The 15,352-nt window shown below is 59.7% G+C and carries 13 protein-coding genes; 7 read left to right on the top strand and 6 right to left on the bottom strand.

Annotated features, from left to right (window positions below; all coding sequences use genetic code 11):
* The first annotated feature begins 212 nt into the window (after positions 1-212).
* Genes AC3IUA_RS06035 through AC3IUA_RS06010 form a run of 6 tightly spaced genes read left to right on the top strand, consistent with a single transcriptional unit; the run spans position 213 to position 7,472 of the window.
* Positions 213-923, top strand: coding sequence for an HAD-IB family phosphatase (locus tag AC3IUA_RS06035; RefSeq protein WP_489359599.1), 711 nt, complete (start codon positions 213-215; stop codon positions 921-923).
* On the top strand, positions 916-2,310 hold the full coding sequence (locus AC3IUA_RS06030; RefSeq protein WP_489359598.1) for an aspartate aminotransferase family protein: 1,395 nt from the start codon (positions 916-918) through the stop codon (positions 2,308-2,310). The genes AC3IUA_RS06035 and AC3IUA_RS06030 overlap by 8 nt, the downstream gene beginning before the upstream one ends.
* Positions 2,307-3,185 (top strand): alpha/beta hydrolase, encoded by an 879-nt coding sequence (locus AC3IUA_RS06025; RefSeq protein WP_489359597.1) that lies wholly within the window; start codon positions 2,307-2,309, stop codon positions 3,183-3,185. The genes AC3IUA_RS06030 and AC3IUA_RS06025 overlap by 4 nt, the downstream gene beginning before the upstream one ends.
* Before the next feature lie 15 nt (positions 3,186-3,200).
* Positions 3,201-4,328, top strand: coding sequence for a GNAT family N-acetyltransferase (locus AC3IUA_RS06020; protein WP_489359596.1), 1,128 nt, complete (start codon positions 3,201-3,203; stop codon positions 4,326-4,328).
* Positions 4,325-6,085 (top strand): sensor histidine kinase, encoded by a 1,761-nt coding sequence (locus AC3IUA_RS06015; protein WP_489359595.1) that lies wholly within the window; start codon positions 4,325-4,327, stop codon positions 6,083-6,085. Before AC3IUA_RS06020 ends, AC3IUA_RS06015 begins: the two co-directional genes overlap by 4 nt.
* Entirely contained in the window at positions 6,075-7,472 is a 1,398-nt protein-coding gene (locus AC3IUA_RS06010; protein ID WP_489359594.1) for a sigma-54-dependent transcriptional regulator, read from the top strand. Before AC3IUA_RS06015 ends, AC3IUA_RS06010 begins: the two co-directional genes overlap by 11 nt.
* A gap of 48 nt (positions 7,473-7,520) precedes the next feature.
* Here the strand turns inward: AC3IUA_RS06010 and AC3IUA_RS06005 are convergent, their stop codons facing one another.
* Complete coding sequence (locus AC3IUA_RS06005) at positions 7,521-8,555, bottom strand: alpha/beta fold hydrolase (RefSeq protein ID WP_489359593.1); 1,035 nt, start codon at positions 8,553-8,555, stop codon at positions 7,521-7,523.
* A gap of 275 nt (positions 8,556-8,830) precedes the next feature.
* Complete coding sequence (metE, locus tag AC3IUA_RS06000) at positions 8,831-11,143, bottom strand: 5-methyltetrahydropteroyltriglutamate--homocysteine S-methyltransferase (protein ID WP_489359592.1); 2,313 nt, start codon at positions 11,141-11,143, stop codon at positions 8,831-8,833.
* 107 nt (positions 11,144-11,250) lie between these two features.
* On the opposite strand from metE, the gene metR reads away from it, so the two are divergent.
* Positions 11,251-12,168 (top strand): transcriptional regulator MetR, encoded by a 918-nt coding sequence (metR, locus tag AC3IUA_RS05995; RefSeq protein WP_489359591.1) that lies wholly within the window; start codon positions 11,251-11,253, stop codon positions 12,166-12,168.
* A 43-nt stretch (positions 12,169-12,211) separates the two neighbouring features.
* Here the strand turns inward: metR and AC3IUA_RS05990 are convergent, their stop codons facing one another.
* The 4 genes from AC3IUA_RS05990 to nosR all read right to left on the bottom strand — a co-directional run bounded on the left by AC3IUA_RS05990 (position 12,212) and on the right by nosR (position 15,316).
* A complete protein-coding gene (locus tag AC3IUA_RS05990; protein ID WP_489359590.1) occupies positions 12,212-12,718 on the bottom strand; it encodes a GNAT family N-acetyltransferase in 507 nt (168 codons plus the stop codon).
* A gap of 44 nt (positions 12,719-12,762) precedes the next feature.
* Positions 12,763-13,401, bottom strand: coding sequence for a LysE family translocator (locus AC3IUA_RS05985; RefSeq protein ID WP_489359589.1), 639 nt, complete (start codon positions 13,399-13,401; stop codon positions 12,763-12,765).
* 25 nt (positions 13,402-13,426) lie between these two features.
* Positions 13,427-13,864 carry an NUDIX hydrolase gene (locus tag AC3IUA_RS05980; protein ID WP_489359588.1) on the bottom strand — a complete coding sequence of 146 codons (438 nt, stop codon included), beginning with the start codon at positions 13,862-13,864 and terminating at the stop codon, positions 13,427-13,429.
* A gap of 96 nt (positions 13,865-13,960) precedes the next feature.
* The gene (gene nosR / locus AC3IUA_RS05975; protein ID WP_489359587.1) at positions 13,961-15,316 is read right to left on the bottom strand and encodes a response regulator c-di-GMP phosphodiesterase, NosR family; all 1,356 of its coding nucleotides are present in this window, start codon (positions 15,314-15,316) and stop codon (positions 13,961-13,963) included.
* Positions 15,317-15,352: the final 36 nt, after the last annotated feature.

The following is a 15,352-nucleotide window of genomic DNA, read 5'->3' as shown; positions in this document are numbered from 1 at the left end:
TTCCTTGGCTGAATCTGCGCGCATCAATCCCTGAACGTGTCTGCTCGCGCAAGCACTCATCTTCTTTGTAGCGACCTACAAAAATTGTAGCTTCCTGCACATCCGTTACCGCCGCAAGTCCGTCAGCCGCGGGCCACAGTCACTTGGCACAGTCCCTGCTCTACACCTTGGCATGCGCAATAGCGCGCTCCCTGCCCAATAGGTAAATGCAGATGATTGACTGGCATATCGTGTGTGATTTCGACGGGACCATCTCCCGCACCGACGTGATCGACAGCATCCTCCAACGCTTCGCCGACCCGAGCTGGGAAAGCATCGAAGAGCAGTGGCGGGCCGGCCATATCGGCTCCCGCGAATGCCTGAGCCGGCAGTTGTCGCTGGTCAAGGCCTCACCCGCCAAACTGCTGGGCTTTTTCGACAGTGTCGACATCGACGTCGATTTCCCCGACTTCGTTGACCACGTGGTGGGCCTCGGCGCCTCCATCGAAGTGGTCAGCGACGGCATCGAGCAAGGCATCGCAAGGATTCTGGCGCGCCACTATGTGAGCCTGTTGCCGATCCTCGCCAACCGCCTGCGGCAGGTCGATCACAACAGCTGGCGCATCGACTTCCCGTATTCAAGCGACGCCTGCCGCGCCGCTTCCGGCAACTGCAAATGCAAGTCCACACCCAAGGGCAAACGCGTGCTGGTGATCGGTGACGGTCAATCCGATATGTGCGTGGCTTCCACCGCCGATTTCGTCTTCGCCAGGGATCGCCTGGCCGAGCATTGCCAACGCAACGGGATCGCCTACGCCCACTTCGACACCTTTTGCGAACTCCCTGCGCTGCTGGCAAAACTGCCAAGCAGCAGCGCCGCCAACACGACCCCCTTCTCGCTTGAACACTTTGTAGAAAAACAGGAATCCTTCCAACATGTCTGATATTCGAATCGCTAGCGCACAAGACCAGATCCTTCTGGAAAAAGAAGCTAAGTACTGCTCCTATGGCGATACCGTTCACTACATCGAACCGCCACGGATTTTCAGTCACTGCGAAGGCTCGTACGTCTGGGACACCAGCGACCAGGCCTACCTCGACTTGCAGATGTGGTACTCGGCGGTCAATTTCGGTTACGCCAACCCGCGCCTGAACAATGCGCTGAAACAGCAGATCGATACCCTGCCGCAGATCGCCAGCCAGTACCTGCACAAAGGCAAGATCGAGCTATCGGAAATGATCGCGATCGATGCGAAGAAGAAGTTCGGCCTCGACGGTCGCGTGCACTTCAATGTCGGCGGCTCGCAGTCCATCGAGGACTCGCTGAAAGTCGTGCGCAACGCCACCAACGGCAAAAGCCTGATGTTCGCCTTCGAAGGCGGCTATCACGGCCGGACCCTCGGCGCCTCGTCGATCACCTCCAGCTACCGTTATCGCCGCCGCTACGGCCACTTCGGCGAGCGCGCCAATTTCATCCCGTTTCCATACCACTTCCGTGGCCCGAAAGGCATGACCAAGGAAGAGTACGGCAGCCATTGCGTGCAGCAATTCGCCCGGTTGTTCGAGACTGAATACAACGGTGTCTGGGACCCGAAAACCGCTCAGTGCGAATACGCGGCATTTTACGTCGAAGCTATCCAGGGCACCGGCGGCTACGTGATTCCACCGATGAACTTCTACAGCGAACTCAAGCATGTGCTGGATCAGCACGGCATTCTGATGGTGGTCGACGAAATCCAGATGGGTTTCTATCGCACCGGCAAGCTGTGGTCGATCGAGCATTTCGACGTCAAACCGGACGTGATCGTTTTCGGCAAAGCACTGACCAACGGCCTCAACCCACTGGGCGGCATCTGGGCCCGTGAAGAACTGATCAACCCGAAAGTCTTCCCGCCTGGTTCGACCCACTCCACCTTCGCCTCCAACCCGTTGGGCACGGCCGTGGGTCTGGAGATGTTCAAGATGACCAGCGAAGTCGACTACGGCGCAATGGTCATGAACAAGGGCAAGTACTTCCTCGAAGGCCTCAAGGACCTGCAGAAACGTTACCCGATCATCGGCGATGTCGACGGCCTGGGCCTGGCCTTGCGCGCGGAAATCTGCGGCCCGGATGGCTTCACCCCGGACAAGGCGACTCTGGACTTCATGGTCGAAGAAGGCATGAAGGGCGACATCGACATCGACGGCAAACGTCTGGGTCTAATCCTCGACGTGGGCGGTTACTACAAAAACGTCATCACCCTGGCACCGTCCCTGGAAATCAGCTACCCGGAAATCGATCTCGCTATCGCTCTGCTCGATCGCCTGCTTTCTCGAGCCATGAAACGATGAGCGAGCCTCTTTCAAAAGCAGACAAGATCGACATGGGCGAAGGCCGTACCGGTTTCGTTCTCGGCAGTGGTGAGGTAGCGGTGTTGTTGATCCACGGCCTGACCGGCACCCCGACGGAGTTACGTCGAGTAGCCCGAGGCTTGGCCAAGAGGGGGTGCAAGGTGTACGTACCAACCCTGGCCGGGCACTGCGGTGACAATGCCGATCTGCAAGCCACTCGCTGGCAAGACTGGTACGAAAGCGCGCGCAAGACCTTTGTCGGCATCCGTCAGCGGCACTCTCAGGTATTCGTCGGCGGGCTGTCCATGGGTGCAGTGATGTCCATGCACATGGCCGCCGAACATCCCGGGCAAATCGCCGGTTTGCTGCTGTATTCCACGACCCTGCGTTACGACGGCTGGAACATGCCGAAAGTCGCCAAATTGAGTCATCTGGTCATGGCGATTCCGTTCGGCGTGCACTTGTGTCGTTTCAACGAAAAGTCGCCTTACGGTATCAAGGACGGGCGCTTGAGGGCGATCGTCGAACGCCAGATGAAGGCCGGAAAAAGCGCCAGTGCCGGGCTGCTGACCATGTCGGGCACCAGCGTGCGCGAACTGCATCGGTTGATCGCGGTGGTCAAGCGGCGCATGCCATCGGTGACCACTCCGGCGCTGGTGCTGCATGCCCGCGAGGACGACATTACCAGCCGCTGGAACGCCGACTACGTGGAACGCAAACTCGGCGGTCCGGTGTGCAAAGTCCTGCTGGACAACTGTTATCACATGATCACCGTTGACCTGCAATACCACCAGGTGGTGGAGTTAAGTGCCAACTTCATCGAGCAACTGGCACCGGCTATCCACGTACGTGAAGACTACCGACGACATGCATGACCCCAAGGACGCAACGTGATCACCTCCCAGACCTTTTCAACCATTCAGGCCATCGAGCGCAGTGCCTGGAATGACTGTTTTCCGGGCGAGCTGGAGGATTGGGATTATCTCCTGGCGGTGGAACGGGCCGGTATTGCCGGATTCCAATGGCGCTATCTGGCGTTATTCGAGGGCCCGACCCTGATCGCCGTAGTGCCAGCGTTCGTCACTCGCTATCGACTCGACACCACCATTCAAGGCCTTGGTAAACGCCTCAGCGAATGGTTCGGTCGCTGGCTTCCGGGTCTGCTGGAAGTGCTGCTGTACGCCATTGGCTCACCGGTGGCGGAGCAATGCCACGTCGGTATCGCCAGGCATATCAGCCACACCCGGCGCCAGGCGATACTCACGCGTCTACTGGTTTTGGCACGCAGCGATGCGGACAGCCTGGGGGTCGGCCTGCTGGCGGTCAAGGATGTCCCCAGCGATGATTCGCAGTGGGCGGACTGTTGTCGTGAAGCCGGGTTGCAAGGCATGCCCGGTTTGCCGAGTGCGGTCCTGCCGCTGCCGTTCGGCTCGGTCGATGCCTACCTGGGATCGCTGGGCAAATCCACTCGCAAAGACCTGCGTCGCAAACTTCGCGCACCGGGGCCGCACATTGAATGGCGACGCTCCATCGACGATGTGCTACCGGCCGCCATGCAACTGTACGAAGCGACTCTGGCGCGCAGCCATTTGCAGTTCGAACGACTACCGTCGGATTACTTCACCGGGATCCTCGAACAGCTCGATGAACGTGCAGTGTGCACCCTGTACTGGATCGAGGGTGAGTTGGTGGCATTCAATCTGCTGTTAGTGGACCGGCATCGATTGATCGACAAAATCTTCGCCCATGACGTCAAACACACCCTTGGGCACAATCTGTATGTGCGTAGCTGGCTGACCAACGTCGACTACTGTATCCAGCACAGCATCCCGCGCTACGAATGCGGCCAGGCCGGTTATGCCAGCAAGCTGCGTCTGGGATGTGAATTTCAGGGCAATACACTGTACTTCCAGCATCGCAACCGTCTGGTAAACGGTGCCTTGAAGCTGCTCAAACTGTTGATCCGTCCAGACCGATTCGACCCTGCCATGGCTACTGCTATAAGCGAAACCAGATGATCAGAAATGACCGCCGTACCCCTCGCCCCTTCGCCATCTCGCGTTGGAGCCTGCAGCGCAAGCTAGTGCTGGCATTCTGGTTGGTCAGTGTGATCCCGACCATGATTGCCGCCAAGCTGGCGGCCGCCACCCTGTCACAGATTTTCGATGACAACGTGCGCATCTGGCTGCAGGAGTCGACCAGGATCGTCGAAGATGAGATCAGCGAGATTCAGCGCGATAACGCGCGGGTCGCAAAGCTGCTCCTGCGCGTTATCCGGGCACCTACCGACCGCGCGGCCGTCATGCACGACAAACTGGCTGCCGACATCGCCCAGGCCATGGACATTGATGTGGCGGCGCTGATCCGAATCAGCGATCAAAAAGTCGTGTTCAGCACCGCTTCCGATGAAATCGTCGGACAAATCAGCGCCAAGCCCGAGGTCGCACTTCAGACCATTCAAGTAGCAGGTGTAGCCACCGGCACGGTTGTTTCAACCATCCGCACGACGCTGGACGGCATCGACTATCAAATGTTGATCGCAACCTACCTCGACAGGAGCTTCCTGACCAGCGTGGCGGACGTCCATTCCCTGGATCTGCGCCTTTATCTGTCCAGATCCGATACATTTTCCGAAATTTTCTCCAGCCAGAACTTCGAAAATCATCCGGTTCAACTCCCCGGAAAAATCGCCCAGGTCCTGCGTCAGGCCAAAGAGCCCATCGAGCAATTCACCAATCGCTACAGCGGAATTTATCGACCCATCATCAGCGGCAACGGGGAGGTACAGGGGGTCATTTTCAGTGGTTTACTGCGCCATAACAGCTTGTTCGGTCTGGTCAACCAGACCAATCTGTTCCTGTTGATCTTCCTGCTGAGTTCGGCCTTGTCGCTGTGCGTCGGCTGGCTGGTTTCACAGCGCCTGACCCTCCCATTGCGCGGCCTCTCAAGAGGGGTGCAAGCGGTGATCGCCGGTGATTATCGGCAACGAGTGCCAACCACTGGCAGCGACGAACTTGCCGAGCTGAGCAGCACCTTCAACCATATGACCGAACGCCTTGGCGAGCTGCAGCATCTGGAGGCGCAACTGCGGCGTCGCGATCGCATGCATGCACTGGGCGAGGTAGCCATGGGGCTGGCCCATGAGATCCGCAACCCGCTAGGTATCATCAAAACCGCCACCCAGTTGCTGCACCGCCGCACCGACCTGCCCGAGACCGACAAACGCCACCTGGAATACGTGGTCAACGAAGTCAGCCGGATCAACGACCTGATCACCGACTTCCTCGTCTTTGCCAAGCCCGGCACCCCCATACGCTCGACCCACCCTGTGCAGCCATTGGTCGAAGAGCTCATCGGCTTCTGCGCACCGGAACTGTCCATCCACAACATCGATGCGCGGATAGACGATCAGGCTCCTGGTGCGACGGTCTACGCCGACGCGCCGCAGTTCAAGCAGGCCTGCCTGAACCTGATCCTCAACGCCATCGACGCCATGCCCAAGGGAGGGCGTTTGACCCTGGGTATTGCCCAAGACCAGGAAAACACCATCATTAGGGTTTGCGATACTGGTCACGGTATCGAACCTGACATGATCGAACGCATCTTCACCCCATTCGTCACCACCAAGGCCACCGGTACCGGGCTGGGCCTGGCCAAGGTCTTCTCAATCATGGAGAACCACGAGGGACGCATTGAATGCGTCAGCGAGAAAGATGCCGGCGCCACCTTCAACCTATACATTCCAGCCAACAGTGGAGGCGCAGATGACGCATAACGTACTGCTGGTCGACGATGAGCCCAAGCTCTGCGATCTCCTGTCTTCAGCCCTGAGCCAGAGCGACATTGAAGTGTTCACTGCCGGTAATGGCCTGCACGCCCTGACGGTGCTCGAACAAGAAGACATCGACCTGGTGATCAGCGACTGGCGCATGCCTGGCATGGATGGACCGCAGTTGCTGGCGGAAATAAAAGTGCGTTTCCCACAGCTGCCGGTGATTGTCATGACCGCCTACAGCACGGTGAAAAACGCCGTGCAGTCGATGCGCAATGGCGCCTTCGACTACATCGCCAAGCCGTTCGATATTGACGAACTGGAAATCACCGTCAGCAAGGCCCTGCAGTTTCGCGACATCCTCAAAGACAACCAGCGCATGCGCGCCGAGCTCGACCGACACCAGCAGATCGACAGCCTGGTGGGTGACAGCCCGACCTTTCGCCGGGTGCTGCAAGCGGTGGACTCAGTGCGCGAAAGCAACGCCACCATCCTGCTCACCGGCGAAAGCGGCACCGGCAAGGAAATGGTCGCCCGGGCTATCCACAAACACGGCAATCGCGCCGACAAACCTTTTGTGGCGGTCAACTGCGCGGCGATTCCCGACGGCCTGCTGGAAAGCGAAATGTTCGGTCATCGCAAAGGCGCCTTTACGGGTGCGGTGGCCGATCGGGTCGGGCGTTTCATGCAGGCTGACAAGGGCACACTGTTTCTCGATGAAGTCGGCGACATGCCACTGGCCTTACAGGCGAAGATTCTGCGGGCATTGCAGGAACGGGTGATCGAGCCGGTGGGTGACCCGCGCGAACGCAAGGTCGATGTGCGGGTCATCGCTGCCACTAACAAGAACCTGCTGGAAGCCGTGGCCAACAAGGAGTTTCGTGAAGACCTGTATTACCGTCTGAACGTGTTCCCGATCCCCCTCCCCGCCCTGCGTGAACGGGTCGAAGATATCGCGCCGCTGGCCCGACGTTTTGCCCACACCTTGGGAGCCAACGCTGGCAAACGCATCACCGGCTTCACCCCGCAGGCCCTCCAGGCGATGGCAAATTACACGTGGCCGGGGAACATCCGCGAACTGCAAAACTGCGTGGAGCGCGCGACCATCGTGGCCACTGGCGATATTATCGAAGACAACGACCTGCCGGCCTATCTGTTCGCCTCACAATCCGCCGCCAGCGGCGCCAGCACGATGCTCAGCGAAGGGTGCAACGTTCCGCCGGACCTCGACGCCGCACTGGCCGAAGTCGAGAAGGCCTGCATCCTTGCCGCCCTGCAACAAAGCAATGGCGTCCAGGCTGCCGCTGCGCAGCGAATCGGCATCTCCGAGCGCAGCTTCTGGTATCGGTTGAAGAAGCTGGGGATTCATGTGAACAAGATTGTGCAGTGAGCAGGCCCACACAAACCTGGAACTATCGCCACAAAATCCCCGCAGGCCTTACAACAGATTTGGCCCAGCCACCGGATCAATCTGCGCCCAATGCGAAGCATCTTCGCGATGGCTCTGCAGGTACGGCAACACCGTCCCGAGCAACGGCGCCTTGAACGCCTCCTGAAAGCGATGGGCCAGGCCGGGAATCAGCTTCAACTGACTGCCCTGGATATGCGCCGCCAGATGCACGCCATGCATCACCGGCAACAGCGGGTCGGCGGTGCCATGCACCACCAGGGTCGGCACCTGTAACTGATTGAGCAGCGTCACCCGGCTCGGTTCGGCGAGGATCGCCATGATCTGGCGCTTCACGCCTTCGGGGTTGAATGCCCGGTCATAGGAAACCTGCGCCTCGCGCAGCAGTTCCTGACGATCATCCACCACCTGCGGGCTGCCCAGCGCCGCCAGCAGATCCGCCTGCTGTTCAAGCGCCACCTCGCGATTCGCTGCACTGCGCCGTGAGAGCAATTGCACCAATGCCGCGTTCGGCGCGGGCAAGCCCTCTGCGCCGGAGCTGGTCATGATCAAGGTCAGGCTTTCCACCCGTTGCGGCGCCATGGCCGCCATGTGCTGGGCAATCATCCCGCCCATGCTCGCGCCCAGCACGTGAAACCGTTGCACCTGCAAGGCATCCATCAAGCCCAGGGCATCATCGGCCATGTCCGTCAGGGTATAGGGTGCCGACACCGGCAAACCGAGTTTGTAGCGCAACACCTCAAAGGTCAGGTTGGCGTCGACGGGCGCCTGACGCCAGGTGGAGAGCCCGACATCCCGGTTGTCATAGCGAATGACCCGAAAGCCCTGCTGACATAACGCAACCACCACCTCGTCCGGCCAATGGATCAACTGCCCGCCCAGGCCCATCACCAGCAGTAACGCCGGGTCCGAAGCACGGCCAATGCTCTGGTAAGCCAGGCTCACCTGTTCCAGATCGACCCGCTGGGTCGGCACGTTGACATCGCAACGCGATGCCGCAAACGACGATTGGCCGAACAGCAGCACGACCAGAAAAACTGCAGTTGAAAAAAATCGTACCCGCATGAAGAAACACCGAAACGCAGAACCCCAGTAGAGCGCGAGTCTGATGAACTTTGAGCAATCGCGCTGCCACAGTTGTGTGACAGTTTGATGAAGATCGCCGAGTGGTCGCTAATTTGGCTGAACAGGTCGGAGCCGCGTTTTCGTTCATCGCGAGCTTGCTCCGGGCGGCGTTCCGACGATGGGGGCATCACGGCGAACACAAATCCTGCTGTTGCCCCCAAAACAAAACCCGCCCTCCTCTCTCGAAGGTGGCGGGTTTGTTGTTTCGGGCTGCTTTACGCCAACTGACTGCGCAACTGTCGCGCCGCCGCCACCATATTCACCAGTGCCGCCTCGGTTTCCGGCCAGCCCCGGGTTTTCAGGCCGCAGTCCGGGTTGACCCACAGCCGTTCGGCCGGGATGCGTTTGACCGCCTTGGTCATCAATTTGACCATCTCTACGGTGTCCGGCACCCGTGGCGAGTGGATGTCGTAGACCCCCGGGCCGATGTCATTCGGGTAATCGAACGCCTCGAAGGCCTCGAGCAGTTCCATGTCCGAACGCGAGGTTTCGATGGTGATCACATCGGCGTCCATGGCCGCGATGGACTTGATCACGTCGTTGAACTCGCTGTAGCACATGTGAGTGTGGATCTGGGTTTCATCACGCACCCCGGACGCGGTCAGGCGGAACGCTTCCACCGCCCAGTCCAGGTACTCCTGCCATTGCGCGCGGCGTAGCGGCAGGCCTTCGCGGAAGGCCGCTTCGTCGATCTGGACGATCTTGATTCCGGCCTGTTCCAGGTCGACCACTTCGTCACGCAATGCCAGCGCCAGTTGTTGCGCCTGAACTTTGCGCGAGACATCTTCGCGCGGGAAAGACCACATCAGCATGGTCACCGGGCCGGTCAGCATGCCTTTCATGATCTTGTCGGTCAGGCTCTGGGCGTACTGAATCCAGTCCACGGTCATGGCGTTCGGACGACTCAGGTCGCCGAAGATAATCGCCGGTTTCACACAACGCGAACCGTAACTCTGGACCCAGCCGAAACGGGTGAAGAGGTAGCCATCGAGTTGCTCGGCGAAGTACTCGACCATGTCGTTGCGCTCGGCTTCACCATGCACCAGCACGTCCAGCCCCAGGCGTTCCTGGATTTGCACGGCGTGGCGGATCTCGCTGTGCATGGCGTCGGTGTAGTCGTTGGCCGACAGTTTGCCCTGCTTGAAGGCCTGGCGAGCCAGACGAATCGACGCGGTCTGCGGGAACGAACCGATGGTGGTGGTCGGGAACGCCGGCAGTTGCAGACGAGCGCGCTGCACCTCGATGCGGTGGGCGAACGAAGATTGGCGCTGGCTGTCGGCGGCGCCGATGGCGGCAATGCGTGCCTGGACATCGGCTTTGTGAATCCGCGACGACTGGCTGCGGCTGGCCTGTATTGCACGGCTTTGAGCCAATGCCGCCTGCACTGCTGGAGCTTGCGGATTGTTCAAGGCATCACGCAACACGGCGATTTCGCCACACTTTTGCACGGCAAAGGCCAGCCAGCTTTTCAATTCGGCATCGAGTTTGTCTTCGCGGCCCAGGTCCACCGGGCTGTGCAGCAGCGAGCAGGAACCGGCGACCCAGAGGTTGTCGCCGAAGCGCTCTTGCGCAGTCTTCAGTTGTTCCAGCGCCTGTTCCAGTTCGCAGCGCCAGACGTTGCGGCCGTTGACCAGGCCCACCGAGAGTACTTTGTAGGTCGGCAGGCGGTCGAGTACCGCAGCCAGCTGCTCCGGAGCACGCACCGCGTCGACGTGCAAGCCGTCCACCGGCAGGCCGACAGCCAGTCCGAGGTTGTCTTCCAGACCGCCGAAATAGGTCGCCACGAGTTTCTTCAGCGGCGAGTACTGCAGGATGTGGTAGGCGCGTTCGAAAGCGTTTTTCCATTCCTGGGGCAGGTCGAGACTGAGGATCGGTTCGTCGATCTGCACCCACTCCACGCCTTGGGCCGCGAGGCGACCGAGGATTTCGCCGTAGATCGGCAGCAGCCGTTCCAGCAGTTCGAGCTTGTCGAAGTCGTTGCCTTTGGCCTTGCCCAGCCACAAGTAGGTCAGCGGACCGATGATCACCGGTTTGACCTTGTGACCCAGCGCCAGCGCTTCGTCGACCTCCTCGAACAGCTGTTCCCAGCTCAGTTTGAATCGCTGATCAACGCTGAATTCCGGGACCAGGTAGTGGTAGTTGGTGTCGAACCACTTGGTCAGTTCCTGAGCGTATTGCGCCTTGGCATGCTCGCCGCCGCAGCAGGTTGCCGTGGCGCCGCGAGCCATGGCGAACAGGGTGTCGAGAGTCGGCAGGCCACGGGCATCCCTGGCACTGTCGAAACGCTCGGGGATCACACCGAAGGTCAGCGAGTGGCTCAGCACCTGGTCGTACCAGGCGAAGTCGCCGACTGGCAGCAAATCGATGCCGGCGTCTTTCTGCAATTGCCAGTGTCTGGCTCGCAATTCACGGCCAACGGCTTGCAGGGCGCTCTGGTCAAGGTCGCCTTTCCAGTAGGACTCGAGGGCTTTTTTAAGTTCGCGGTCGGCGCCGATACGCGGGAAACCAAGGTTGTGGGCCAGGGCCATGACGACATTCCTCCATAAAAGATGGCGCTATTGTCGACACTCCAGGCTACATGAGACAAACTCAACCTTTTCGTGTTGATCACAAGTTTTCCTCATGGAGGCCCCCGGTGCTGGAAATCCGTCACCTGAAGACCCTGCACGCCTTGCGCGAAGCAGACAGCCTGGTGGAAGCCGCCGAGCGCTTGCACCTGACCCAGTCCGCATTGTCCCACCAGTTCAAGGAGCTGGAAGAGCGCATGGGCATGCAACTGTTCGTGCGCAAGACCAAACCGGTGCGCTTTACCAGCGCCGGGCTGCGTCTGTTACAGCTGGCCGACGCTACCTTGCCGCTGCTGCGCGGCGCCGAGCGAGATATCACGCGGTTGGCCGGCGGCACCGCCGGGCGTCTGCATATGGCTATTGAGTGCCACAGCTGCTTCCAATGGCTGATGCCGACCATCGACCAGTTCCGCGATGCCTGGCCGGAGGTCGAGCTGGACCTGGCCTCGGGATTCTCCTTCGCTCCACTGCCGGCCCTGGCCCGGGGCGATCTGGATCTGGTGGTGACCTCCGATCCGCTGGAACTGGCGGGCATTACTTACGTGCCGCTGTTCACGTACGAAGCGATGCTTGCGGTGGCCAATCAGCATCGACTGGCGAGCAAGCCATACATTGTGCCGGATGATTTGCTCAGCGAAACCCTGATCACCTACCCGGTGGAACGGGATCGGCTGGACATCTTCACCCGCTTCCTGGAACCGGCGGATATCGAACCGGCGCAAGTGCGCACCTCGGAACTGACGGTCATGATGATGCAACTGGTGGCCAGCGGCCGTGGCGTATGCGGCATGCCCCACTGGGCGCTGCATGAATACAGTTCACGGGGTTACGTGAAGGCCAAGCGCCTGGGCGAGAAAGGTTTGTTTGCGACGCTGTACGCCGGGATTCGCGCCGACATGCTGGATGCGCCGTACATGCGCGACTTCCTGCTGACGGCCAAAGACACCTCGTTCTCGACCCTGGATGGGGTGAGTGCGGTGCGCTGAAGAGTTGTGGCGAGGGGGCAAGCCCCCTCGCCACATTGGTGTATTACTCCAGCCCCAACTCCCGCCACATATGGATCTTGTCGAGGTACTCCACCCCTACCCTTACTGCCAGTGGTTCAAGGCCGAACTGCACGAAACCGCAGCGTTGATACAGGGCAAGTGCCGCGTCATTGCCAGCGGTGACGGTCAACTGGATCAGCTTCAAGCCTTTATGGGTCCGCGCCTCGGCGAGGGCGGTTTGCACCAGTCGATAACCCAGCCCCCCATGGCGAGACCCGGCTGATACGTACATGCCAAACAGCGTGGCCTTGTGCCGGGCTTTTTCGCGGGGTTCGAAGGCCAGTCCAACGATGCCCACCAGGCTGTCGCCCTCAAACGCTCCGAGCAGCAGATCCAGCGGGCTGGCCAAGCGTGACTCCCACCAGGCCAACGGCATTCCTGCACGCTCGGCGACGCTGGAGGTGAACGCCTCGGGATGCAGCCCGCAGGCTTCAAGCATCAGCGCCCGATACTGGCTGGCATGGTGCGGGTTGAGGCGTTGAATGGTCATAGCGTCTTCAAGCTGGCGCATGGCTCATGCGGGCTGTTTCTCGATCAAGCACCACGACGTTGCTCAAGCATCAGACGCACCGCAAGCGCGGCCAGCACAAAGCCCATGAAATAGCGCTGAACCGCCAGCCACAGCGGGTTATGCACGAACCACGCAGCAATCCCGGCGGCGAACAGCGCGATCAGCAGGTTGACTGAAAAGCTCACGCCGATCTGGGTCAGGCCGAGGAGGATGCTCTGGGTGAACACCGAGCCATGTTCGGGGTTGATGAACTGCGGAAACACCGACAGATAAAACACCGCGATTTTCGGGTTCAGCGCGCTGGTGAGAAAGCCCATCAGGATCAGTTTTCTGGAAGAGTCAGGCGGCAGTTGTTGAGCCTCGAATGGCGAGCGAGCCCCAGGCTTCAGCGCTTGCCAGGCCAGCCACAGCAGGTACAGCGCGCCCGCCCATTTGAGCACTTCATAGGCCATGGGCACGGCGAGAAAAACCGCCGTCAAACCCGCTGCGGCGGCGAACAGATGCACGAAGAAACCCGCCACGACACCCAGCAACGAGGTGACGCCGGCCTTGCGACCCTGACAGATCGATCGGGAAATCAGGTAGATCATGTTCGGCCCTGGCGTCAGCACCATCAGCAGTGCGGCGGCGGCGAACAGCAATAAATCTTGAACGGGTATCATCGAGCAGTCCTTTGTCCTTTGAAGATCAGGCGATCGTTGTTTGCGATGCTCGATAAAACGGCAGGATCAGGTCCCGTGTCAACGGCGCCAGCACCAGACCGCCATCGCTGACCGGATCGATCCAGACCACCTCTTCGATCTCCGCGGCCGGCGCCATCGGTGCATCGATGTTCAACTGGAACAACTCAGCCTGCACCACAAACCCCGGTTCGTTGGCGGCCGGGGCCGAGAAAATTCCAAGATAGCTCGCTTGAGCGATGTCGATACGCAAGCCGAGTTCTTCTTCCAGCTCTCGAGCCAGCGCCACGACCGGCTGCTCATGGGTTTCGATCTTGCCACCGGGCTGCATGAAGGCCTGGGTCCCGCGTTTACGCACCAGCAGGGTTCGACCGTCCGGACCGATCAACAGCCCGGCAGCGATGCGGATGATGGAGGGGTTGGGTGCGGCTGATGGAAAAATCATGGAGGGAAAATGGCCTCGAATGCAAAAGCCCAAGGATCCCATGAGTTTCCGTTCACCGGCAATTGAGGGAGCGTGCCCATTCGTCGCTGTCATCCTTCAGCTTGCCGATTCCAGAAGCTCCACCTCCTCCGGCACTTTCACAAAAACGCTGTACTTGGCACCCTCCATCTCTTCAAAGGCAATCAACTTATCCACCAGTGGCCCGTTCAATGTCTTGCCGGCATTGAGCAGCAACATGCCGTTATCGGCATTGAGGTTGCGCGCCAGCACCATTCCAGGCGCCAGATCGTGGGTGCCCAGGACCTTGACCAATGGATCGCCGACAGTGACATCGCTCAAGTACGCTGCGCAGACTTGCACGAAATCCTCCACCATTTCCGGATCGTACAGTTTGCCGGCGTACTTGCGGATGAACACCAACGCTTCATCGCTGTTCATCTGTCGCTCGAGAATCAGCCCGCGCTGCAATTCGATAAAGTCGATCGCCAGTTTCAGCAGCCGCGCCCCCAAAGGAATCGCCTCGCCCTTGAGGTGATCGGGAAACCCGCTGCCATCCCAGCGCTCCTGATGGTGGAGGATCAAGCGGGCCGCATCCTTCATGGGTTCCAGGGTCATCAGCAGCGATTCGCTTTGCTTGGGATAGTCTCGATAACGCTCTCGATCGGTGTGATCCAGCAAGTCGGCGGGCGCAGTTATCATACTGTCGCTCCAGCTCAGTTTGCCGATGTTATAGAGTGCCGCGGCCATGGTCAGATCACGACTGCTGGCCTCGTCCAGGTGATGGGATTGGCAATAGACGCGCACCAGTTCGATGATCTGCCGATTGGTCTGCTTGGCCTTTGGCAAACGCAGATTGGTCAACAGCGAGAACACTTCGGTGCCCGTGACGTAACTGTGCTTGAGCTCTTCGTAGGCCAGGTCGAGCATGTCGGCCGTTTGCTGCAGTTCTGCGGTTCGCGCGAGGACGCGCTTCTCCAGCGTGGTATTGAGCAATTTCAGTTGCTCGTTCTGCTGCCGGGTCAACTGTTCAAGACGCTGGCGTTCACGCTCGGAATGCTGATGGGCCAGGGACTGGCGCAACGTCAGCAGCATTTCTTCGTCGTTCCAGGGCTTGCTGATATAACGATGGATCTGGCCTTCATTGATCGCTTTGATGATCATCGCCAGATCGGCGTAGCCGGTCAGCAAAATACGCGTGGTCGAGGGATGACGTCGATGAATTTCCGTCAGCAAGGTGGCGCCATCCATACCCGCCATGCGCGCATCGGTCATGACCAGGTCAATCGACTGCTGCGCCATCATCTCCAGGGCCTGTGCGCCACTGTTGGCCGACAGTACGTCGTAGGGCTGGCTGCGCAGCAAGCGGCGCAGGCTGTTGAGGATGGACTCCTCATCGTCGACGAGCAGCACCTTGGGTCTATAGTCCGAAATCATCGCAGGTTGCTCATCCATGGCACTACCTCATCTCACACTGGGACATTGATTCTT

Source organism: Pseudomonas sp. KH_050 (assembly GCF_057838875.1).
Note: the sequence above shows the minus strand (reverse complement) of the source record. Positions and strands in the feature narration are given on the sequence as shown.

What these genes read in the sequence shown, in the direction of transcription:
- nosR (WP_489359587.1), bottom strand. Translation starts at nt 15,316, where the DNA reads ATGGATGAGCAACCTGCGATGATTTCGGACTATAGACCCAAGGTGCTG.
- metE (WP_489359592.1), bottom strand. Translation starts at nt 11,143, where the DNA reads ATGGCCCTGGCCCACAACCTTGGTTTCCCGCGTATCGGCGCCGACCGC.
- AC3IUA_RS05980 (WP_489359588.1), bottom strand. Translation starts at nt 13,864, where the DNA reads ATGATTTTTCCATCAGCCGCACCCAACCCCTCCATCATCCGCATCGCT.
- AC3IUA_RS05990 (WP_489359590.1), bottom strand. Translation starts at nt 12,718, where the DNA reads ATGACCATTCAACGCCTCAACCCGCACCATGCCAGCCAGTATCGGGCG.
- AC3IUA_RS06015 (WP_489359595.1), top strand. Translation starts at nt 4,325, where the DNA reads ATGATCAGAAATGACCGCCGTACCCCTCGCCCCTTCGCCATCTCGCGT.
- AC3IUA_RS05985 (WP_489359589.1), bottom strand. Translation starts at nt 13,401, where the DNA reads ATGATACCCGTTCAAGATTTATTGCTGTTCGCCGCCGCCGCACTGCTG.
- AC3IUA_RS06030 (WP_489359598.1), top strand. Translation starts at nt 916, where the DNA reads ATGTCTGATATTCGAATCGCTAGCGCACAAGACCAGATCCTTCTGGAA.
- AC3IUA_RS06035 (WP_489359599.1), top strand. Translation starts at nt 213, where the DNA reads ATGATTGACTGGCATATCGTGTGTGATTTCGACGGGACCATCTCCCGC.
- AC3IUA_RS06005 (WP_489359593.1), bottom strand. Translation starts at nt 8,555, where the DNA reads ATGCGGGTACGATTTTTTTCAACTGCAGTTTTTCTGGTCGTGCTGCTG.
- AC3IUA_RS06010 (WP_489359594.1), top strand. Translation starts at nt 6,075, where the DNA reads ATGACGCATAACGTACTGCTGGTCGACGATGAGCCCAAGCTCTGCGAT.
- AC3IUA_RS06025 (WP_489359597.1), top strand. Translation starts at nt 2,307, where the DNA reads ATGAGCGAGCCTCTTTCAAAAGCAGACAAGATCGACATGGGCGAAGGC.